The sequence below is a fragment of the Pseudomonas sp. xss_4 genome, assembly GCF_043104125.1.
In the GTDB taxonomy this organism is placed as follows: Bacteria; Pseudomonadota; Gammaproteobacteria; order Pseudomonadales; family Pseudomonadaceae; genus Aquipseudomonas; species Aquipseudomonas parafulva_B.
Genome location: NZ_JBICKJ010000038.1, coordinates 22415 through 43458, shown reverse-complemented (window position 1 = coordinate 43458; position 21044 = coordinate 22415). Strand labels below are relative to the sequence as shown.

The 21044-nt window shown below is 61.9% G+C and carries 15 protein-coding genes and 2 pseudogenes; 6 read left to right on the top strand and 11 right to left on the bottom strand.

Annotation, left to right across the window (positions count from 1 at the left end):
- Window positions 1-4 precede the first annotated feature (4 nt).
- A complete protein-coding gene (locus ACF8GB_RS07220) occupies window positions 5-2188 on the bottom strand; it encodes a response regulator (protein WP_392526758.1) in 2184 nt (727 codons plus the stop codon).
- A 135-nt stretch (window positions 2189-2323) separates the two neighbouring features.
- Complete coding sequence (locus ACF8GB_RS07215) at window positions 2324-3028, bottom strand: NUDIX domain-containing protein (RefSeq protein ID WP_058605904.1); 705 nt, start codon at window positions 3026-3028, stop codon at window positions 2324-2326.
- Window positions 3029-3165: 137 nt separating this feature from the next.
- On the opposite strand from ACF8GB_RS07215, the gene ACF8GB_RS07210 reads away from it, so the two are divergent.
- The 3 genes from ACF8GB_RS07210 to trbK all read left to right on the top strand — a co-directional run bounded on the left by ACF8GB_RS07210 (window position 3166) and on the right by trbK (window position 5357).
- The gene (locus ACF8GB_RS07210) at window positions 3166-3816 is read left to right on the top strand and encodes an isochorismatase family protein (protein ID WP_196185444.1); all 651 of its coding nucleotides are present in this window, start codon (window positions 3166-3168) and stop codon (window positions 3814-3816) included.
- Window positions 3813-5015, top strand: a complete 1203-nt coding sequence (gene pncB / locus ACF8GB_RS07205) for a nicotinate phosphoribosyltransferase (protein ID WP_058605906.1) — start codon at window positions 3813-3815, stop codon at window positions 5013-5015. The genes ACF8GB_RS07210 and pncB overlap by 4 nt, the downstream gene beginning before the upstream one ends.
- Before the next feature lie 96 nt (window positions 5016-5111).
- Window positions 5112-5357, top strand: a complete 246-nt coding sequence (gene trbK, locus ACF8GB_RS07200) for an entry exclusion lipoprotein TrbK (protein ID WP_078478507.1) — start codon at window positions 5112-5114, stop codon at window positions 5355-5357.
- 85 nt (window positions 5358-5442) lie between these two features.
- Here trbK and ACF8GB_RS07195 read toward each other — a convergent pair whose 3' ends face one another.
- The gene (locus tag ACF8GB_RS07195) at window positions 5443-6360 is read right to left on the bottom strand and encodes a LysR family transcriptional regulator (RefSeq protein ID WP_392526757.1); all 918 of its coding nucleotides are present in this window, start codon (window positions 6358-6360) and stop codon (window positions 5443-5445) included.
- A 110-nt stretch (window positions 6361-6470) separates the two neighbouring features.
- On the opposite strand from ACF8GB_RS07195, the gene ACF8GB_RS07190 reads away from it, so the two are divergent.
- Together ACF8GB_RS07190 and ppnN are read left to right on the top strand one after the other, a co-directional pair.
- On the top strand, window positions 6471-7532 hold the full coding sequence (locus tag ACF8GB_RS07190; protein ID WP_058605909.1) for a YeiH family protein: 1062 nt from the start codon (window positions 6471-6473) through the stop codon (window positions 7530-7532).
- A gap of 132 nt (window positions 7533-7664) precedes the next feature.
- Window positions 7665-9038, top strand: coding sequence for a nucleotide 5'-monophosphate nucleosidase PpnN (gene ppnN, locus ACF8GB_RS07185; RefSeq protein ID WP_058638370.1), 1374 nt, complete (start codon window positions 7665-7667; stop codon window positions 9036-9038).
- 178 nt (window positions 9039-9216) lie between these two features.
- Here ppnN and ACF8GB_RS07180 read toward each other — a convergent pair whose 3' ends face one another.
- The 3 genes from ACF8GB_RS07180 to pssA all read right to left on the bottom strand — a co-directional run bounded on the left by ACF8GB_RS07180 (window position 9217) and on the right by pssA (window position 14617).
- Window positions 9217-10365, bottom strand: a complete 1149-nt coding sequence (locus tag ACF8GB_RS07180) for a GGDEF domain-containing protein (protein WP_392515392.1) — start codon at window positions 10363-10365, stop codon at window positions 9217-9219.
- Window positions 10366-10646: 281 nt separating this feature from the next.
- Window positions 10647-13187, bottom strand: a complete 2541-nt coding sequence (locus ACF8GB_RS07175; RefSeq protein WP_392515393.1) for an EAL domain-containing protein — start codon at window positions 13185-13187, stop codon at window positions 10647-10649.
- Window positions 13188-13288: 101 nt separating this feature from the next.
- Window positions 13289-14617 carry a CDP-diacylglycerol--serine O-phosphatidyltransferase gene (gene pssA / locus ACF8GB_RS07170; RefSeq protein ID WP_329602594.1) on the bottom strand — a complete coding sequence of 443 codons (1329 nt, stop codon included), beginning with the start codon at window positions 14615-14617 and terminating at the stop codon, window positions 13289-13291.
- Window positions 14618-14669: 52 nt separating this feature from the next.
- Here pssA and ACF8GB_RS07165 point away from each other — a divergent pair.
- Window positions 14670-15286 (top strand): annotated as a pseudogene (locus ACF8GB_RS07165) (helix-turn-helix domain-containing protein).
- 15 nt (window positions 15287-15301) lie between these two features.
- Here ACF8GB_RS07165 and ACF8GB_RS07160 read toward each other — a convergent pair.
- From ACF8GB_RS07160 to ACF8GB_RS07140, 5 genes and pseudogenes are all read right to left on the bottom strand, one after another.
- Window positions 15302-16513, bottom strand: a pseudogene (locus ACF8GB_RS07160) (M24 family metallopeptidase).
- 150 nt (window positions 16514-16663) lie between these two features.
- Entirely contained in the window at window positions 16664-17542 is an 879-nt protein-coding gene (locus tag ACF8GB_RS07155; protein ID WP_058638376.1) for a DMT family transporter, read from the bottom strand.
- A gap of 167 nt (window positions 17543-17709) precedes the next feature.
- On the bottom strand, window positions 17710-19122 hold the full coding sequence (locus ACF8GB_RS07150; protein WP_196186743.1) for a DOPA decarboxylase: 1413 nt from the start codon (window positions 19120-19122) through the stop codon (window positions 17710-17712).
- Between the two features lie 119 nt (window positions 19123-19241).
- The gene (locus ACF8GB_RS07145; RefSeq protein WP_325942713.1) at window positions 19242-20186 is read right to left on the bottom strand and encodes a LysR family transcriptional regulator; all 945 of its coding nucleotides are present in this window, start codon (window positions 20184-20186) and stop codon (window positions 19242-19244) included.
- Between the two features lie 99 nt (window positions 20187-20285).
- A complete protein-coding gene (locus ACF8GB_RS07140) occupies window positions 20286-20996 on the bottom strand; it encodes a YebC/PmpR family DNA-binding transcriptional regulator (RefSeq protein WP_196122013.1) in 711 nt (236 codons plus the stop codon).
- Between the last annotated feature and the right edge of the window lie 48 nt (window positions 20997-21044).

Sequence of the window (21044 nt, the reverse complement as noted above, 5' to 3'; positions counted from 1 at the left end):
CGTTTCAGCCTCGGTTAAGGGCAGTTCCGGCCAGCAGGCGCGCCACGCTCTGGGCGAGTTCGGCGCGTCGATAAGGCTTGCGCAGCACTTCGAAACCGCTTAGCTGGCGCGGCGTCAAATTGGCATAGCCCGTGATGATCAGCACCGGCAGCTCGCTGTGATGCTGGCGCATTTGCTGGGCAAAGCGTACACCGGTCATCTCCGGCATGACGTGGTCGGTCACCAACACATCAGGCAGCCACCCCTTTTCCACCAAGCGCAAAGCGGCCACGGCACTTGGCGCTTCGGTCACCTCATAGCCCAGGTCGCGCAATTGCAAAGCCGTTGCGTGACGCACGATCTCTTCATCGTCTACCAACAACACCCGGCTGGGACGCTCGGCCACAGGTCCATCGCAAGCCTCGGCATCGCGATGGGTGGGCAATGCATCGCTGGCCGGCAGCCATAATGTCGCCTGGGTGCCTTTCCCTGGCGTGGACTGGATCTCGAACCCTCCGCCGGATTGAACCGCCAAGCCCTGGACCATAGGCAAGCCCAGGCCAGTCCCCTTGCCCACCTCCTTGGTAGAAAAGAAGGGTTCGATGCACCGCCTGAGCTGTTCATCGTCCATGCCGCAGCCATTGTCCCTGACCTGAATCCATACCAGACGTTTGCCCGCAAGGTCCTCGAGGGGTGTCAGGCAGTAGGTGTCATCACCGGCAATGATTTGCAGCTGGCCGGCGCCGCCGATAGCATCCCGGGCATTGACCGCCAGATTCAGCAGGGCCAGTTCCAGTTGGTGAGGATCCACCACGACGCAGGGCAACGACGGGTCGATGTTCACATGCACGGCAATGGTGGGTCCGAGCGAACGCGCCATCAACTCGTGCATGTCCTCGACCAGGGCTGCCAAGGACACCGGTTGCGGTTTGAGTGTCTGACGGCGTGCAAAGCTGAGCAGGCGAGCGACCAGATTGCGCGCCCGTTCTGCTGCCTGCAGGCCCCCGTCGATCAGCCGGGGCGCGCGCTCGGCGTGTGGATGCCGGCGCAGCAGCTCGAACGACCCAATGATCGGCGTGAGCATGTTGTTGAGGTCGTGGGCGATACCGCCGGTCAATTGCCCGATCATCTCCATCTTGTGGGCTTCGTGCAGTTGCATCATGACTGATTCGCGCTGGGCCAGCGCCGTGGCAACCCGCTCCTCAAGGCTCTGGTTCAGCAAGTGCAACGCCTGCTCGGCACGAGCATGGAGGATTGCAGCCCACACTTGCTTGGCGGTTTCCTCCACAAGCTGACAGTCCTCCTCGAAGCACCCTCGCGCATCGCTGAAATGAACGCCTAACACTGCTTCGAGTCGCCCACCCCGTAGCACAGGGGCATGCAAGGCGGTGCTTATGCCCGCCAGACAAGGCTCAGGCTGTTCGTACCTGTGCTGAACGGTCCTGCCATCGCTCAATTGCTCATACAGGTCGGCGCCAAACGTCATGTACGAATGGGTGCCCACCAAGGACGCCACGCCATCGGACCAATCATGGCTGACTTTAAAACCGACACCGTCGCCTTTGTCTTCACCGAAGCAGACCCTGGCTGCGCCCAACTCCTGGGCCAGGCGCTGAACGGCATACGACTCGATACGTGCGGCATCACCCAGCCCAGGCAATGTACGGCTCAACTCCAGGAGAAACGCCTGGCGCTGGTGGAAACGCACCCGGTCCGTGGTCTCGGTGACCAGGCACAAGACCCCGCCGACGCTTGCATCAGCCTCGCGCACGGCGGAATACGACACGTCGAAATACACTGTCTCACCGTGCCCTCGGCGCTCAATGTAGAAGGGACGGTCCTTAGCCGAAAACGTCTGTCCTGTTTCACGCACACCGCGCAGCAACGGTTCGAGGTCGTCCCACAGTTCGGCCCAGTGCTCGCGCGCCGGGCGCCCGAGGGCTTGCGGGTGCTTATGACCAATAGTGGGCGCATAGGCATCGTTGTACAGCGCGACATAATCCGGGCCCCAGAACAACACGACCTGGGTCTGTGCTGGCAGCAATGTGGCCATGGCGGCCTGAAGGTGCGGGGACCAGCCATGCGGCGTCCCAAGTGGCGAATTCTCCCAGTTCATCGTTTGGAGCAGACGGCCAATCTCACCGCCATTGAGCAGGAAGCTCAGCGGTGTGGAGGCGTCGTCGATTAGAGGGGTTTGAAGCGATCTCATGTCAGGGGAATCCGCGGCACAGGCCAGCCATCTCTGGATAAGAGGCATTGATTCGCGGTTCGTTCCACTGAGATTGATCAGTCGTTCAATGTCAGTGTTGACCGCCCCGCGCACTCAATCTGCCAGAAGGGACGCTTAACTGCCCTCCGGCAGCAGGCTACGGTCGAACATGAATGGCCCCTGCCCTTGCGCCATGTATTGGTACAGTTGCTGCGGACGCCCCATGGGTGGCTGATTCTTTTCGCCTGTGTCCCTGACCCAGCCGAGCACGCGCAAACGCTCCAGGCGCTTGCGCAGCGACGTTGCATTTACAGGCTGGCCCAGACAGGCCTGCATGGCCCCCAGCGCGTCGAGCACGGTGAACCGGGTGTCGAGCAGGTACAACGGCAAACTGCTGTAGACGGACTTGGCCGCGAGCCGCTCACAGGCTCGGCGCGCCAACAAGTTGTGATCGAATGGCAGCAGCACCCTGCTATCTACCACGTCGGCGAGGTCGAAAAAGGCTAGTTGCTCATCCTCGACTTCCTGGCGGGCGGGCAACAGCGCCAAATAGCAGGTGCTCAATGACCAACCCCGCGGATCCCGAAAGGCATTGCCTTCAGTGCCGACTTGCTCCAGATAGTGTGGCTGTACGCGCGCTTTTTCGCTCAAGGCGCGATGGGCTGCGCTCTGGAGGCTGGTATCAGGCGTGCGCCCATTGATGATCACCCCAGGCAGTGCCCATTGGCCCTGATGCGGTTCTCGCTCACGGCGATGCAAAAGCACCTGTAGGTGCTCGCTGCCGGGCGGCAGGCGCAGCGCGACGATGTCGACGCTTGCCAGGACTTCAGCTGTACTCACTCGTAACTCCTTGACCGAAGCCTTTTATAGTTCACCAGAGCGAATAAGTAAATCGGCCGTAACGTCCAGATAATGGATGCTTGACACATATACAACACCAGGTGGATTATGTAGCCATTCCAGCGAGGAGAACCTCCATGAAAATCGCCAGCTTCGATGTCGACGCACAAATAGGCTTCACGTGCCATGCGCCCCAGGAACTCCCAGTCCCCGAGGGTCATGAAATCGCACCAGACCTCAACGTCATGGCACAGCGGGCCGACCTGCGACTGGGCAGCAAGGATGCGCATCCCGCCAATGCCGCGTGGGTAGTGGCCCAAGCCACGCAGATGCTGCAGCCGCTGACCCTGGCCAACGCGGACCTCACTTGGGTCAGCCATTGCGTCCCTGGCACTCCCGGTTTCGAGCTGCTGCCAGGCCTGCCTGCCCCCATCGAGTACGACTATTTCGTGTGGAAAGGCGTGGAGCCCGACCTGCATCCCTATGGTGCCTGCTACCACGACTTGGCCGAGCGCCGCTCCACCGGCGTCATCGAATACCTCAAGGTGCATCAGGTGGGTGCTGTGATCGTTGGCGGGCTCGCACTGGACTACTGCGTGCGCACCACTGCCCGACAATTGCGCCAGGCCGGGTTCGAGGTGCTGCTGTACCTACCGGCCTGCCGCGCCCTGAGCCAGGCCGGTGCGATAGAGGCCTGCGGCGCCCTGGCTGCCGACGGTGTGAAGCTATGCGGCGACGAGTCGGCCCTCGACCATCAACTGGCCCTGATCCAGGAGCAAGCAGCATGAGTGACAGCGTATTTGGCCCCCGTATCGTTCAGAACTTGCTGGACACCGACTTCTACAAGATCACCATGATGCAGGCGGTGCTGCACAACTACCCCAATGCCGAGGTGGAGTGGGAATTTCGCTGCCGCAACGGTGAGAACCTGGCCCCGTATCTCGCAGAAATCCGCTACCAGGTCGAGCAACTCGCCGAAGTCACCGTCACCCAGGATCAGCTTGCTTACCTTGAGAAGATTCCCTTCATCAAGCCTGACTTCATTCGCTTTCTTAGCCTGTTCCGCTTCAACTTGCGCTACGTGCATGTTGGCCTGGACGACGCCGGCCAGCTTGCGATACGCGTACGCGGCCCCTGGTTGCACGTCATCCTGTACGAAATCCCGTTGCTGGCGATCATCAGCGAAGTCCGCAACCGTTACCGCTACCGGGAGGTGGTGATCGAGCAGGTACGCGAACAGTTGTACCGCAACCTCGACTGGCTCAAGGCCCAGGCCAGCAGTGATGAATTGGCGGGCTTTCAGCTGGCGGATTTCGGCACTCGTCGACGCTTCTCCTATCGGGTGCAGGAAGAGGTGGTGCACATCCTCAAGCGCGATTTCCCAGGCCGCTTCGTCGGCACCAGCAACGTGCACCTGGCCCGGGAATACGAGCTACGGCCAATTGGTACCATGGCCCACGAATGGTTCATGGCCCACCAGCAGCTGGGTCCTCGCCTGGTGGACAGCCAGGCTGCAGCCTTGGAGTGCTGGGTGCGCGAGTATCGCGGCCTGCTCGGTATCGCGCTGACCGACTGCATCACCATGGATGCCTTCCTTGGGGACTTCGACCTCTATTTCGCCAAGCTCTTCGACGGCCTGCGCCACGACTCGGGCGACCCGCTGGCCTGGGCGGAGAAAGCCATCGCGCACTACCACCGGCTCGGTATCGACCCGAAGACCAAGACCCTGATCTTCTCGGACGGCCTGGACATGCCGAAGGCGCTTGGGCTTTACCGCGCGCTGCACGAGCGCATCAACGTGAGCTTTGGCATCGGGACGCGCCTGACCTGCGACATCCCGGGGGTCGAGCCGATGAACATGGTGATCAAGATGACGGCCTGCAACGGTGCACCGGTGGCCAAGATTTCGGACAGCCCAGGCAAGACGCAGTGCCGGGATGAAAATTTCGTGGCCTATTTGAAGCACGTATTCAACGTAGGCGCGTGACTTTCTGCAGGTGGCATTGCTAGGCCCGTGTACGTATCATGCTGCCCGGTTCAACAATCACCTGCCCTTTCAGCACACCAGGAGAAAGATCGCGATATGGACATCAAATTGGCAAAGCTGGTCACGGCAATGGGCTTGGCAGCCTTGCTCGCAGGCTGCAGTGAAGAAACGGTGCCCGAGCCGACCGCTGAGAACTGCACCCCGCAGATGCAGAAGAAAATTCTGGCGGATTTGTCCAAAGAGGCCAATCGCAATACCTTTACCGCCAACTGCAACAGCTTCCTCCAAGCCCGCAAGCATACCGACTGGACCTTCAAGAAGAGCCCGAAAGACGACTTCTGATGAGGTAGCGGCGGCCCTGACAGCACACGTGCCGCGTGGCAGTCGGGCTGCCTTGCGGCGATGTCTGCAGGGACGGGCGCATGTTTCATGAATTGCCGGTGGTGCGTGAAACATGGGTCGAAGCCCCGGAGAAGGCCACACAAAGCTCGTGAAAGCGGGCAGCCGCTCGAGAGGGTGAACCTGCGTGGGGCAGGACTATCGAAAACCGGCGAAGCAGTGAACGCGGCCCCACCTGGACCTTGCGCAAAACCATCCCTTCGTGACGAATCGACATGGCAGACACGAAACCTACGCCCATACCGGCGCGTACTGCTTCCTTCACCCCCTCCACGCCGGCGATCTCCAGGCCAATCCGCATCTGTAGTTGACTGTCGGCAAACGCTTGCTCGACGACCTGACGCACGCCCGAGCCCTGCTCACGCAGCACTATTGGGAAGTCGGCCACCTCCTTCAAGGCGCGAGGACCGGCGCAAGCCAAGAAGTGTGCAGCCGGGACGATGGCGACGATTTCGTCCTCCAGCCACTCGGTCACGCCAGTGCCCACGGGCAGGTCTCGCCCCGGCGGCCCTTCGATCAACGCCAAGTCCACGTCACCCAAGGCGGCGACGATTTCGGCGGTGTTGCCCTGGATGGTGGTGATCACCACCTCAGGGTAGCGTGCCTTGAATTGGGCGATCAGGTACGGCAGCGCGTAGCTTGCAGGCGTAGTGCTGGCACCGATCCGCAATGTGCCGCGCTGAAGGCCGCGCATTGCTTCGCGAAGTGACCGCGCCTGATCGAACGTATCGCGCAGGCGGGTCGCATGCGCCAGTAGCTGTTCACCTGCTGCTGTCAGGCGCACCCCGCGCCCTGCCCGATGATAAAGAGGCTCGCCAAACGCCTCCTGAAGGAGTTTAAGTTGGCCAGACACCGCTGGCTGAGACAGATGCAGGGCCATTGCGGCATGGCTGATGTTGCCGTGCTCGGCCACGACGGCGAACGTTATAAGCTGTTCTGGAGTCATCCCGGAAAACTATCAGCTAAGTGGATATTTTTCATCCCTAATTACGATTTTTCATAAGCTTATAACCAACATACCGTGGTGCTCATTGATTCCAGTTGCTGGAGAATTCCATGACACCTGCCCCTTATACGCCATCTGACGCACCTGCCGCGCACCGCTGCGCAACGCTCAAGGGTGTGCTTTTGGTTACCGTTCTTGCGTTGGGCATCAGCCAAGCGGCTGCCCTACCCCTTTTCGTCCAGCTTGGCCTCAGCCCGTTGATCCTCGGCATCGTGGCCGGCGCGTTCGTTGGCAATGTGCTGAAAGATCGCCTGCCGGCCTGCTATGCACAGGGCATACACTTCTGCGCCCGGGCCCTGCTCCGGGTTGCCGTCGCCTTGTTCGGCCTGCGGATCAGCTTGCAGGAAATTGCACACGTTGGCTGGCCTGGCCTGGTGATCTCGCTGCTGGTGATCAGCAGCACATTGGCGATAGGCCTGTGGTGTGGCATGAAACTGCTCGGGCTTGACCGGGAGACTGCTCTGCTTACAGCTGCGGGCAGCGCCATCTGCGGGGCTGCGGCCGTTTTGGCCTTTGAATCGGCACTGCGCAGCGCGCCGCATAAAAGTGCAGTGGCCGTGGGCAGCGTGGTGCTGTTCGGCACGGCGTCGATGTTTTTCTATCCCTTTCTGATTCAGGCTGGCTGGCTGCACCTGGATGCCCAGACCGCTGGGCTTTGGCTGGGCGGCACCCTCCATGAAGTGGCTCAAGTAGTCGGCGCCGCCAGTACCCTTGGCCCTGATGCCAGCCATGTGGCAACCATCGTGAAAATGACGCGTGTGATGCTGTTGGTGCCTGTCTTGTTACTGGTTGGCTTGTGGATCAGCCGAACCCCAAAATCCGGCTTGGCGTCAGGCAAGGGTCGGCTCACGGTGCCGTGGTTTGCGTTCGGGTTTCTGGCACTGGTAGCGGTCAATTCGCTGGAGGTTCTACCTTTGAGCCTGCGCGAAGCCGTCAACGGCCTGGACACCTTTGCGTTGACCATGGCCATGACGGCATTGGGCATGGAAACCCGCTTCGAACAGATACGCCACGCCGGGCCTCGCGTGCTGGCAACGGGGGCAATCCTCAACGTGTGGCTGTTTGGGGGCGGCTTGGCCATTACCCTGGCCGTGCAGCGGCTGCTGGGGTGATTGTTTCGCAACGCGCGCCGCTGAGGCCGCCATGAAGTGCCGGGCTTTTTTTGCATGCCTCTCGTTGCCGCTTCCATTTCTCGGTATGGTGTGGTCAAAGAAGGATGTTTTACCCGCACAGGAAAGACTTAGATGCCCCAACGCCATGTCATCAATGCATCCGTCAGCCCCAAAGGCAGCCTAGAAACGCTGTCCCAACGTGAAGTACAGCAACTGAGCGAAGCCGGCTCCGGCACTCTTTACACCCTGTTCCGCCAGTGCGCCCTGGCCATCCTCAACACCGGCGCCCATGTCGACAATGCCAAGACCATCCTCGAGGCCTACCAGGATTTCGAAGTGCGCATCCATCAGCAGGACCGAGGCGTTCGCCTGGAGCTGCTGAACGCCCCGGCAGATGCCTTCGTCGATGGTGAAATGATCGCCAGCACCCGGGAGATGCTCTTCAGCGCCTTGCGCGATATCGTGTATACCGAAAGCGAGCTGGCCAGCCAGCGCATCGATCTGGAAAGCTCCCAGGGCATCACCGATTACGTGTTCCACTTGCTGCGCAACGCCCGCACCCTGCGTCCTGGCGTCGAGCCGAAGATGGTGGTGTGCTGGGGCGGTCACTCGATCAGCACCGAGGAATACCAGTACACCAAGAAGGTGGGCCATGAGCTGGGCCTGCGTAAGCTGGACGTGTGCACCGGTTGCGGCCCTGGCGTCATGAAAGGCCCGATGAAAGGTGCCACCATTGCCCATGCCAAACAGCGCATGCAGGGCAGTCGCTACCTGGGCCTGACGGAACCGGGCATCATTGCCGCCGAGGCGCCCAACCCGATCGTCAACGAACTGGTGATCCTGCCAGATATCGAGAAGCGCCTGGAGGCGTTCGTGCGGGTTGGTCACGGCATCATTATCTTCCCGGGCGGTGCAGGCACGGCAGAAGAATTCCTGTACCTGCTGGGTATCCTGATGCATCCGGATAACCAGGATGTACCCTTCCCGGTCGTGCTGACGGGCCCACGCAGTGCAGAGCCCTACCTGCAGCAATTGCATGCCTTCGTCGGCGCAACGCTCGGCGAGGCAGCGCATCGGTTGTACGAGATCATCATTGACGACCCGGCTGAAGTGGCGCGCCACATGGTCGAAGGGCTCAAGCAGGTCAAACAGTTCCGTCGCGAGCGCAACGATGCGTTCCATTTCAACTGGTTGCTGCGGATCGAAGAGAGCTTCCAGCGACCCTTCGACCCCACTCACCAGGCCATGGCTGACCTGGATCTGCGTCGCGAGTTGCCACCTCACGAACTGGCGGCCAATTTGCGCCGAGCGTTTTCCGGGATTGTGGCGGGTAACGTTAAGGACAAGGGCATTCGCCTGATTGAAGAGCACGGGCCCTACCAGATTCGCGGTGACAGCGCTGTATTGGATCCGCTGGGGCGTTTGCTGCAGGCATTCGTTGACCAGCATCGGATGAAGTTGCCGGGTGGGGCGGCTTATGTGCCTTGCTATCAGGTTGTGACTTGATTCACGCTTGACGGATAAAAGGGGCGCTGCAATGGATGGCGCAGCGGCCCCAGCCTACAAACGTCCCAGCCCTTTTGCCCGGACACTGCGGCCCACTCCGGCCGGTGAGGCCTACAGGGCTGCACACGTAGATCAATGACGAGGCAGGATTAGCCGAACAACCACACCCCTACCTCGCTCAAGAAAACTCGCCACCTGTCACCTGTCGCTCCACAAATCGAATGCTGTTGCGCCCTGCGCGCTTGGACTCGTACAACGCCACATCCCCCTGCTCGATCAGCGCCGCCAGACTCGCTGGCGCCTGGTCAAACACATTCACCCCAATGCTCAACGTCACCGCTGCAGGTGTCGGGACTGCCCCGCCGGCATAGGCCTGAAATTGCTCCCGTAGTCCCTTGGCCAACCCCAGGACCCCTTCACGGCTAGCCCCACTGAGCAAAATCACGAACTCATCCCCGCCCAACCGCGCCGCCAGGGAGCGCTCGGGCAACACCGCACGGATCATTTCACTCAAGGCCACCAGCAACCGGTCCCCCGCTGCATGCCCATGCAGGTCGTTCACCAGCTTGAAATTGTCGATATCGATCAACAACAACGCTGCAGGCCGGACATTGCTGACCTCCTTGAAGAAAGGCCCCGCACGCACTTCCAGGGCACGCCGGTTGTACAGCGCAGTCAGCGGATCCCGTGCGGCCAGCCGAGCGATGCGTTCTTCGCGGCGGTAGCGAACCGTGCCTGTCATGGACAGCGCGATCAGCATGATTGCCATGGCACCCTCCACCAGGGAGATCTGGATGATCAATCCCCCGAAACTGGCCAGGTCAATCAACGTGCCCGGCGCAATCGCAATGATCGCCTTGATCACGTAGAACAACCCATGGACCAGAAGCACGTACCGCAACTGGACTGCACCTACGCTCAGCGACTGCCCATGCGGCTGCAGCAGGCTACTGGCCTTCAAGGTCAGGGCGGCAACCAGCAGCGAGTTGGCCATCAGCATGACTTTCGACCACTCTGGGCCTGCAGGCAGCAGTAACAGGGCAAACCAGATCAGCACGATCACCAGCCAGGCCCGCGAAATCCGGTCCTGGGTGAAGCGCAGCACGCCTAGCAGGAACAAGCCATGGGCCACGACCAGCAGGCCGTTCGCGAACCAGATGCCGATGAACAAAAGGCCAACGCCTCGCAGCAGCGCCAAGGTGCAACCGACGGTAATGGTCGCGAACCCGGCGCTCCAGTACAGCAACGATGACTCGCGGACACTGCGCCACTCTATTGCCAGGTACAACGCCGCCGCTGCCGCCAAGGCGATGGAAATGGTGAGCATGGTAGGTGGGTCTAGCGCCATGGCGGGTGTAGCCTATCGAAGTGGTTTGTAAAGGCGGCGATTGTATGCGCTCGCGCTGGATTTTCAGAGCAGCAGACGACCGCGTGCGCCAGACTTTTCTGCCGCCGTGACTTGCAGCTTCATAGCAGCCCTCTGGTAGGAGCGGCCCTTGTGCCGCGATGGGCCGCGCAGCGGCCCCGGCGATCCGTGGTACAGCGTTCAAATCCCAGGGCCGCTGCGCGGCCCACCGCGGCACAAGGACCGCCCCTACAAGTGCTACGTTAATCAGGGGTATGTGTGGCGGCCGACGCCATCAATGAGATCAACGCCTGGTTGTCCACCGGACGACTCAACCAGTAACCCTGCACCTCATGGCACTGGTCATCACTGAGCAAAGCGAGCTGCTCCGCAGTTTCCACCCCCTCGGCCGTGACCGTCATGCCCATGGCGTTCCCCAGGCTGATGATCGCCTGCACCACACTGCGGTCACTGCTGCTCTTGCCCAGCGACTGGACGAACCGACGATCGATCTTGATGCTGTCGAACGGGTAAGTACGCAGGTAGCCCAGTGACGAATAGCCTGTGCCGAAGTCGTCCATGTTCAAGCGCACACCAAGTTCCTTCAATGCGTTCATCGTCTGCAACGCGCCTTCAACGTCGTTGAGCATCACGTTCTCGGTGATTTCCAACTCCAGCCGGTGCGCAGGCAGCCCGGTGGTGCGCAAGGCCTCGGCCACATCGCGTACCACGTCGCTGCGGCTGAACTGGGCAGGGGACATGTTCACGGACACCAGCACATCGAGCGGCCAGGCTCCTGCCTCCTTGCAAGCCTCCTGCAGCACCCAGTTGCCCAGCAACACGATCACATCGCTTTCCTCGGCCAAGCCGACAAATTCGTCCGGCATCAGCAACCCAAGGCGGGGGTGCTGCCAGCGCACCAGCGCTTCGGCGGAGGCGATCGTTACCCCGTCCACCTTGAACCGTGGCTGGAAATGCAAACGCAGTTCGCCACGGGGGATGCCTTCGCGCAGCTCCTGTTCGAGCACGCGCTTTTCAAGCAGCGCAGCGCTCATCTGCGTGGAGAAATACCGCCATGTGTTCTTGCCCGATTGCTTGGCCCCGTACAGCGCTACGTCGGCATAACGGATCAGGTCGCTAGGGCCACCTGGGTAATCGTCGGAGATGACCACACCCAGGCTGGCGCCTATCTGTACCTTGTGGTGCTCCACCGCCATCGGCTGCTTGAGGGTGTCGATGAGCCGGGCGCAGAACCGGTCGAGTTCATCACGCGTGCCCGGTGCGATCAGGACGATGACGAACTCGTCCCCGCCCAGGCGCGCTACCAGGTCGCTGGAACGGGTCATTTGACCAAGCCGCGTCGCCACCTCCATCAACACTGCATCACCGGCCGGGTGGCCGAGGCTGTCATTGATCGGCTTGAAGTTGTCCAGGTCGAGCATCAGCACGGCCCGCGACACCTTGGCGCTGTCCTCGAGGAAGCGGAACAGCTTGTTACGGTTGGGCAGCCCGGTCAGGGCGTCATGTTGTGACAGGTGCTGAATTCGGGCATGGGCTGCCACCTCATCGGTGATGTCGGTACAGGTGCCGCGGAATCCCTTGCAGATTTTGTGCTCGATGATGGCCCTGGCCGCGATTCGGCACTCGCGTCGCTGCCCGGCCTTGTCCAGGTAATGGCAGCGCAGCGTGCCGGTAGACTCGCTGGCGCCCAGGCTGTGCAGCCAGGTTTCGACATGACCGGTTTCACAATCGAACAACGTGCAGATCGGCTGATTGAGCCAGAGCTCGGCGTCGTGCCCGGTCAGTTCGGCAAAGCGTGGTGAAAGATAGATCAGGTGCTGCTGCGCATCGGTCTCCCAGATCCAGTCGGAAGCCGCCTCGGCCACGGCCTTGAAGCGCGCTTCGCTGGCCTCCAGCGCCCGCTTGGAAATAGCCAGCTGATGGTAGCTGCGGTCAATGTCGGCGCTGGTGCGCATGGCATAGCGTGCAAGCAATACCATCAGCGCCAGGATAATCAGCAGCGCCACCGCCAGCGGTGTGAATACCGTTTGCAACAGATCGCTGCCGGGCTGGTCCATGCGCCAGGTCAAACGATAGGGAACCCCCTGAAGTCGCAAATGCCCCATATCGTCCGCAGCATTGTCGCTTGCAGCGATAGCCAAGTCCGTGAGGCCGGCTGTCTTACCCATCTGACTCAGCAAGTCGGCCTCGATCAATCGAATGAAGACCATCACCGAGTGATGCTTAGCCAGGCCGTCGGCGAGGCCAGGAGGACGTATCACGGCAGAGGTGAAGACCGCAGGCTGGCCAGCAAACATGACGTAGCCCGACGCCGGTTGCTTCTGCGCCATGGCCTGGCGGGCTTGTTGCAGGATGCGATGACCCTCGGGGCTGAAGTGATCGAAACCCAAGTCTGTCAGACGCCCTTGCACTATTGCATAAAGCGTACCCTGATCATCCAGGACGAACACGCCCGCATAGCCATCATCGCTATAGAGCGTGGCACCAACGTTGCCCTCATCGAACGCCCATTGCCGGTCCGCTGGACGCGCCAGATGGTCGTAAGCTGCCTGCCAGGAAGCATGGGTCCACAGATAGGCGCGCTCGGCCTTGTGCAACTGTGCCAAGGCCGCATTCGCATGGAATCGGCTTTGTTCCAGCTCCCGCTGATCGAGCGAAACGGCGATGCGATAAAGCGACACCAGCCCCAGGATCATCGCCAACAAAAGCAGGCCCGAAAAAGCCAGCACAAGGCGGCGAACCATACGGCTGCGCGGCGAATCATTGCCAAAAGCTGCTTCCATTGCTTGAGCGCCTATTGTCGGGGATGCACAGGGTGGACCTACAGCGTGCCCGGCCGATCAACGCTATCGACCATCGGGCAGGCCGCACTACAGCCCCTGCCCTACAGCACCCGCTTGATCAACGGTTCCAACCGACTATAGCGTAGCCTGCGCAGCAGCTTGCGCACGGGTTTGGGGTGTTCGGCCTTGACGCCTAGAGCGTGCGCCGAACCGATAGCCGGGGCATGTTCACGCAATGCGCTCAGCTCCTGCTCGCACGGCCCCCGCCATTGCCCAAGGGGGTCATCGATAAGCAGGCCGTTCTCCAGGTCCAGGTTAAAGCCGCGCGGGTTCAGGTTGTTGCCGGTCAGCAAGCAATAACGCTCATCGACCCACACGCCCTTGGCATGAAAGGTGTGCCCGGGATCGTTCCACAATCGGACCTGCAGCTGACCACTGGCCAGCAGGTGCTCGCGACGGCGCGCAAAGGCCCTGAGGTTGTCCTCATACAGATAAGGCAATGCCCCGCTGGCATGGAACGGCTCCCCCGGAGGGACGTAGAAGTCATTGGCAGTACGATGGCCGACAATGAACTCTACCCGCACGCCGCGTGCCAACGCGTCGTCAATTTCGCGCATCACGACCCGCGGCGGATTGAAGTACGGGGTGCTGATGACGATACGTTCGCGGGCCACGGCCAACAGCGCGCACACCGTCTTGTTCAATGCATTGCGCCTGCCGACGCCGATCAGCGGAATCACTCGCAGGTTCCCCGGCTCGGTTGCAGGGCCTGGTGCATATGTCAGCCGGCGCATCCGTGCCCGCAGACGGCGAATGTCACTGCGCAAATCGGCGGTCGAAGGCGGCGCAGGAAGGTCCAGGCGCGGCGTGGCCTGCGGGTGAAGCAGCCGATGCACCAGGTCGGCCATGCAATCGGCCAGGGCCCTGCTGTGGAACAGGTGGTAGCGATCGAGCCGGTAACGGTCGAACCGATGCAGGTAGACGTTGTTGAGGCTGGCACCGGTGTATATGACGCAGTCATCGATGATGCTGCCCTTGAGGTGCAGCACCCCGAAGAGTTCGCGGGTCTGCACAGGCACGCCATGGATCGCGATGTCCAACTGGCGGCTCTGGCGTTCGGCCTGGTACCAGGCTGCGTTGCCAGGCTGCCTGCCCGCCCCCAGCAGGCCACGCCGGGCCCGGAACCAGTCCACCACGACGGTTATTTCAAGCCCTGGACGAGCCGCCTTGGCCTGATAGAGTGCGTCCAGCACCTCCTGGCCCGCCTCGTCATGTTGCAAGTAGAGCGCCACGATGACGATCCGCCGGGTCGCTGCGCCGATACGCTCGAGCAGGCAGGCCCGGTAGGCCTGGGCATCGGGGAGCACTTCGATCGCATCGGCGGCCAACGGGTAGCCTGGCAACTGGGCCAACAGGTTTTCTGGGTTCACTTGCAGCCACCTTCTGGGCAAACTATGCCCCAGCTTGCACAGGAATCGCCCAATGGTCCACCCCGCTTCGGTAAATCCACACTCCGGCACGGTCAAGACATTCGGTTTTCTGATCATGCCCAATTTCACCACCATCGGCCTGGCATCGGCGGTGGAAACGCTGCGCAAGGCCAACCTGGCCGCATGTAGGCCCGTGTTTCACAGCGTACTGATCGCGGCGCAGGAGGGGCCGGTCACCGCCAGCAACGGCATGCGCGTGCTGCCCGATTACACGCTCGTGATGACCAGCGCTGGACGTACTGTTGGTAGCGGGCCTTAACCCCATCGAGCGCGGCCCTGCCACCGGGGCGCACATCCGCTGAAGTCGTTGCGATCATGGAAGCCAACCTCGAGGAGCCGTTGGCACCCAGCGAGCTGGCCAACCTGACCGGCATCACCGTGCGTCAGCTCGAGCGCCTGTTCAAGCATCAGCTGCAACGTACCCCCACGCGCTATTACCAGGAACTACGGCTAACCCATGCCAGGCAGTTGCTGCTGCAAGGCGACGCGCCGGTTGGCGACGTCGCACTGGCCTGCGGCTTCGGCTCGGCGGCGCACTTTTCCAAGGCGTACAGCCGACTGTTCGGTGTTTCGCCTTCCGCGCAGCGCCGCCTGGCAGCCTTGCGCTGACAGAGCGCTCGCTGCTCATTTGCAGATGACGTTGTGCTGCGGCCCATAGGGGAACTGGGTAATGTTATCGGCCCCCTGCTCGGTCACGACCAGAATGTCATGCTCGCGATAGCCGCCTGCCCCTGGCAGGCCCTGTGGCAGCATGATCATGGGCTCGATCGACACCACCATGCCCGGCTCCAGTACGGTATCGATGTCCTCGCGCAACTCCAGGCCGGCCTCGCGCCCGTAGTAGTGGCACAACACGCCGAAGGAATGGCCGTAGCCGAAGGTACGGTATTGCAGCAGGTCGTGCTGGCGGTAGATTTCATTGAGCTCAGCAGCAATGTCGCAACACCGTACGCCTGGACGGACGAGGCGTTGACCTGCCTCGTGCACCTGAACGTTCACCTGCCACAGGCGCAGGTACTCGTCCGGGCAGTGATCGAGAAAGAGTGTGCGCTCCAACGCCGTGTAGTAGCCGCTGATCATCGGGAAGCAGTTGAGGCTGAGGATTTCGCCCCGGCCCACGCGACGGCTGGTTACCGGATTGTGGGCGCCATCGGTGTTGGGCCCGGATTGAAACAGCGTCCAGGTGTCCATCAACTGGCTGTCGGGATAGCGCCTGGCAATGTCCCGGACCATGGCCTGGGTGGCATGCAGTGCCACCTCGAACTCCGGCGCCTGGTCAGCCAGCGCGTCGATCACCGCCGCACCGCCGACTTTGGCGACCTGTGCCCCCTGGCGGATCAGGGCCTGCTCTTCAGCCGACTTGATCAGCCGCAGGCGCATGCAGGCGGTGCTGATATCGACCAGCCCGGCATGCGGGTAGCATGCCGCGAGTGCGGCATGGGTGTGGCGCGTCAGGTGATCACCCTCCACGCCAATGCGCCCCGCCTGCGGCAGCGCCTGGCGCTGGGCGGTGAAAAAACTGCCCTGCCGCCAGTCGGTGTAGACGATGTTGTCGGTGCCGATCGACCGACGCCATGGCTGACCGCCATCGATGTTGGCACTGATCGGGACGACCTGATCAGGGGTGATCACCACCGCGTAGGCGCGCCCAAACGCGCAATAGAGGTAGTCATTCTAGTAGTTGACGTTGTGGTAGGAAATAAAGACGAGTGCCTCGAGCTGCTGGGCGCTCATCAGGGCGCGCACCTCGGCATGCCGGCGGGCATATTCTTGAGCCGAGAACGTCGCTTCGACCTTCTGGCCATTGCGAATCCTGAGGGTATCGGGCATGTGCATGATCGTGATTCCTTGGGGTTGTGAGCATGCAAGTCAGGCCGGCCGCCTGAAAGCATTGCAGCACGCAACCCACATGCACGTTTGTACCCAAGCGACTTCGAATTGGCAGCAGTACTGCCTTTCACATCTGCAGTGGCACTGGCCAGTGCGCTAACGCCGCCGTTGCATCCAGGCTGCCCCCAGCCCACTGAGGCAGATCACGCAAATCCCGACCAGGCTGAGCGTATCGGGGGTCTGGCCATAGAACACCAGGCCCAGCAGGCCAGCGAAGACGATCTGGCAGTAGCTGAACGGCGCCAACAGCGCAGGCGCTGCGAAACGGAAGGCCTGGGTCAGCAGCAGGTGAGCGGTCATACCGAAACCACCCAGCGCCAGCATCAGCAAGGCATGGTCCCAGCGCGGCGTTTCCCAGAAAAACGGCACCAGCGCACTCATGGCCAGGGTGTTGCACAACCCTGCATAGAAATTGCTGGTGGTCGGGCTGTCGTGCGCCGCCAGGATGCGGGTCAACAATTGGTAGAAAGAGAAGCCCAGCGCCGAGCCGAACGGGTACAGGATGGCGGGCGTGAACAGCGCCCCGCCTGGATGCACGACAATCAGCACCCCCAGAAAGCCCAATACCACTGCCACCCATTGCGCTATCGTGACCCGTTCCTTGAGCAGTGGTACAGACAGGGCAGTGACCAGTACCGGTGCAAGGAAGTTGACCGCAGTCGCTTCGGCCAATGGCAGGTACTGCAACCCAGAGGTGAACAGCAGGCTGGTGCTGAGCAGGCTCAAGGCGCGCAAGGTTTGCAGCAGCGGGCGTCGGGTGCGCAACACGTTGATGCCCGAGCGCGGCAGGAAAATGCCAGCCATCAACAGTGTGTGCACCACGTACCGTGCCCACACCACCATCACGATCGGGTACAGCCCTCCCAGGAACTTGGACAAGGCGTCGTGGCTGGCGAACATGAACGTGGCGCACACCACCAACACGATGCCGCGAAGCGGTTGGTTGACGCCGGACAGCGGGGTACTGGAACTCATGGCTCTCTCGAAGTGGACGCAAAACCGCGCTGCGCCATTATGAAGCCGCGCGCACGCCCCGATTGGGCGTGGCAGCAGGATTCTAGAAGAGATACCGGGCACGCGGAAGTTCAATCATCACCACAGCGTGTTTTTCCTTGGGGCAACGGGTACGGGCGCCACGGTTGTCAGCCCTGCACCACATGCTGCAGCCTGGCCCAGAGACGTTGCACATCCTCCCTCTCAGTGCCCAGGGCGCCAATCGACACACGCACCATCCAGCGTCCATCGAGCACCGCGGGCGTCACATAGGCGTCGCCTGATGCATTCAGGCGCTCGGCCCAGGCTCGGGTATGGGCGTCCAGCGCCTGGCCGGCCATCCCTTCAGGGCAATGCCGAAGGCACAGCGTCTGCAACGGCACAGGGGCGAGCAACTGCCAGTCGCTTGCCGCGCGCACTTGTTCGGCCAGCCACCTGGCATTGTCCAGGTCCCTGCGCAGCCGTGCTTGCAAGGCCTCGACACCTTCTGCGCGCAACATGAACCACAGTTTCAAGGCGCGGAACCTGCGCCCCAAGGGAATGCCCCAGTCGCGCAGATTCTTGACCTGCCCATCGACCGAGGACTGCAAGTAGCTGGGGTTGGTGCTCATCACGCGCACAAGGTGCTGGGGGTCGCGCACATAATAGACCGAGCAATCGAACGCTACCCCCAACCATTTGTGCGCATTGACCACCACCGAATCGGCAAGCTCTATCCCATCCCACATCCAGCGGCACTCGGGCAGTATCATCGCCGAGCCGGCCATGGCTGAGTCCACATGCAGCCACAGGCCATGTTGCTGGGCCAGCGCGCCGATGGCGCGCAGCGGATCGAGGGCCGTAGTGGCGGTAGTGCCGCAGGTAGCAACGATCGCACACGGGCGATTGCCAGCCGCCAGGTCCTGTTCGATGGCCTGCTCGAGCGCAGTCGGGCACAGCGCATAGGCTTCATCGGTCGCGATCAGGCGGATATTGTCGCGGCCAAAGCCTGCCAGCAACGCCGCCTTGTCCACCGAACTGTGGGCATGGGCGCTGACATACACGATCAGGGGCTTATCCTGGCCTTGAAGCCCGTGACGGACCAGGGCGTAATCACTTGAGCGCTCACGGGCGCAGATGAGCGCGACCAGGGTGCTGGTCGAGGCGGTGTCCTGAATCACCCCGCTCCACTGCTGCGACAAACCCAGCATCTGGCGCAACCAGTCCAAGGTCGTTTCTTCCAGTTCGCTCAACGCTGGGCTCGATTGCCACGACAAGCCCAGTACGCCAAGCCCGGTACTCAGGAAGTCCCCCAGCACGGAGGACAGCGTCCCATTGGAGGGAAAATAACCGTAGAAATCCGGGTGCTGCCAATGGGACAGGCCCGGCATGATCAACCCGTCCACGTCCTTGAGAATCGCGTCGAACGGCTCGCCCTGTTGCGGCGCGGCCGGCGGCAGCGCCGCCTTCAGGTAACCGGGCTCGACCTGGGCCATGACCGGGCGCTGCTGCACGGTCTGGCGGTAATCGGCGATCAGGTCGATCAGTTGATGGCCATACTGGCGAAACGCTTCGGGGGTCATGCACGTGCTCCTGTGGTGGGCGCCTCACACGCTGATGGCGGTCAGTGCGGGTCGGCGGCTGGCTGGGAGCAGTGTAGAGCGCGCCGCCTGCGCGAAGAACCGCGCCCTGCGCATAGCTGCTATGGCAAATACGCAACGCCGCCCTGGACACCGAATTGAGATTGGCGCCACAGGTCGAACACCCGGTTTCGAAACCAGCGATGCTCGGCCGACCCATGCAAACGTTCGTGCCACACCACCCAATACCGCTGACTGTGCTCGACGAACCCCAACGGGCGCCATGCCAGCGGATGCAGGCGGCACAATTGGCGGGCGATGTGTTCGGGCACGGTAGCCACTGCCTGGCTGCTGGCGACCACCTTTACCGTTGCGCAAAAAAACGGCACTTGCAGGCTGATGTGCCGTTGCAGGCCCTGCGTACGCAGATGCTGGTCAATGAAGCTGTCCTTGTCCCCGCCACCGGAGATTCGTACATGCCTGCACGCCAGGTAGTCGCTTTGCGAAATCCGCCCATGGGCGGTCAAGGGATGATCCGGTGCCATCAGGCACACCGCCCGATCCTCCCCAAGCAGACGCCCGTGCACATTGGGCGGCGACTCGTCGAACAAGGTGGTGGCAAGGTCGATCTCGCCACTGGCGAGCAGGTCATATTGCCCGGCTTGCCAGGTGCGGTACTCCAGGCTAATGCCTGGCGCTTCCTGCTCCAGCGCCGTCACCAGCAAAGGGAGCATATGCTCGGCGACATAATCGGAAGCAGCAAGGCAAAAGCGGCGTTGGCAGCGGCCAGGCTCGAATACCGCAGGCTGACGAAGCGCCTGCAGCTCGTCCAGCACCTGGCGCAAGGGCTCGCGTAGCATCTGGGCATGCTCGCTCAGCACGTAGCCTCGGCCTTGACGCACCAGCAGCGGGTCGTCGAAGGCCTCGCGAAGTTGAGCCAACTGGCGGCTCAAGGCCGACTGGCTCACGCCCAGCCGCTCAGCCGCCCGGCTGAGGTTCTGCACCTGCAGCAGGTGATCGAGCACCCGCAGGTGCCCAAGGCTGAGCGTGGCAAAGGCAGGATTCACGGCAGCTCCCGCTCGGGGCACGCCCCGGTGCAGCGCTGCCCAGCCATCGCCTGTACGAGACGCCTGGCAATGGGCAGCATCGGCAGATGGGGCTCGCGCTTACTGCGTCAAGCCAACGTAGACGTTCTGGACGTCGTCGTTCTCGTCGATGGCTTCGAGAAACGCCTCGACTTCGGCCAGGGCTTCGGCACTCAGGCTCGAAGCACTCACCGGGTTTTTCGGGGTGTAGCCGATCTTGGCCGACGTGACGGTGAAACCGTGCACCGGCAGGGCCTTCTGCACAGCGTCCAGGTCGGTGGTATCGGTGATGAACAGGGTAGACCCCTCCTCTTCGCCTTCTTCGAAGTCCTGGGCCCCGGCTTCGATGGCAGCCATCTCAGGATCAGCGTCACCGTTGGGGGTGGCTTCGATCAGCCCCACATGGTTGAAGTCCCAGGAGACCGAGCCGCTGGCACCGAGTTGGCCCTTGCGGAACAGCACACGAATTTGCGCGACCGTGCGGTTGACGTTGTCAGTCAGGCACTCGACGATCAGCGGGACCTGGTGCGGGGCGAAGCCTTCGTAGCTGACAGCCGCATACTGCACGGCATCGCCATCCAGGCCAGCACCCTTGCGAATGGCCCGCTCCAGGGTTTCGCGGGTCATCGAAGCCTTCTTGGCCTGTTCGATGGCCAGGCGCAAACGCGGGTTCATGTCCGGGTCGGCGCCGGATTTGGCGGCGATCTGGATTTCCTTGGACAGCTTGCCCATGATCTTGCCCTTGGCATTGGCCGCGGCTTCTTTATGTTTGGCTTTCCACTGTGCGCCCATGTCGACTCTCTTGTTTCAGCGGCCGGTTCAGGAAACGACCGGCACAAA

Bases quoted from the DNA above. Each gene is read 5' to 3' on its own strand.
- ACF8GB_RS07220 (WP_392526758.1), bottom strand. From the start codon at position 2,188: ATGAGATCGCTTCAAACCCCTCTAATCGACGACGCCTCCACACCGCTG.
- ACF8GB_RS07210 (WP_196185444.1), top strand. From the start codon at position 3,166: ATGAAAATCGCCAGCTTCGATGTCGACGCACAAATAGGCTTCACGTGC.
- pncB (WP_058605906.1), top strand. From the start codon at position 3,813: ATGAGTGACAGCGTATTTGGCCCCCGTATCGTTCAGAACTTGCTGGAC.
- trbK (WP_078478507.1), top strand. From the start codon at position 5,112: ATGGACATCAAATTGGCAAAGCTGGTCACGGCAATGGGCTTGGCAGCC.
- ACF8GB_RS07195 (WP_392526757.1), bottom strand. From the start codon at position 6,360: ATGACTCCAGAACAGCTTATAACGTTCGCCGTCGTGGCCGAGCACGGC.
- ACF8GB_RS07190 (WP_058605909.1), top strand. From the start codon at position 6,471: ATGACACCTGCCCCTTATACGCCATCTGACGCACCTGCCGCGCACCGC.
- ppnN (WP_058638370.1), top strand. From the start codon at position 7,665: ATGCCCCAACGCCATGTCATCAATGCATCCGTCAGCCCCAAAGGCAGC.
- ACF8GB_RS07180 (WP_392515392.1), bottom strand. From the start codon at position 10,365: ATGCTCACCATTTCCATCGCCTTGGCGGCAGCGGCGGCGTTGTACCTG.
- ACF8GB_RS07175 (WP_392515393.1), bottom strand. From the start codon at position 13,187: ATGGAAGCAGCTTTTGGCAATGATTCGCCGCGCAGCCGTATGGTTCGC.
- ACF8GB_RS07155 (WP_058638376.1), bottom strand. From the start codon at position 17,542: ATGAGTTCCAGTACCCCGCTGTCCGGCGTCAACCAACCGCTTCGCGGC.
- ACF8GB_RS07150 (WP_196186743.1), bottom strand. From the start codon at position 19,122: ATGACCCCCGAAGCGTTTCGCCAGTATGGCCATCAACTGATCGACCTG.
- ACF8GB_RS07140 (WP_196122013.1), bottom strand. From the start codon at position 20,996: ATGGGCGCACAGTGGAAAGCCAAACATAAAGAAGCCGCGGCCAATGCC.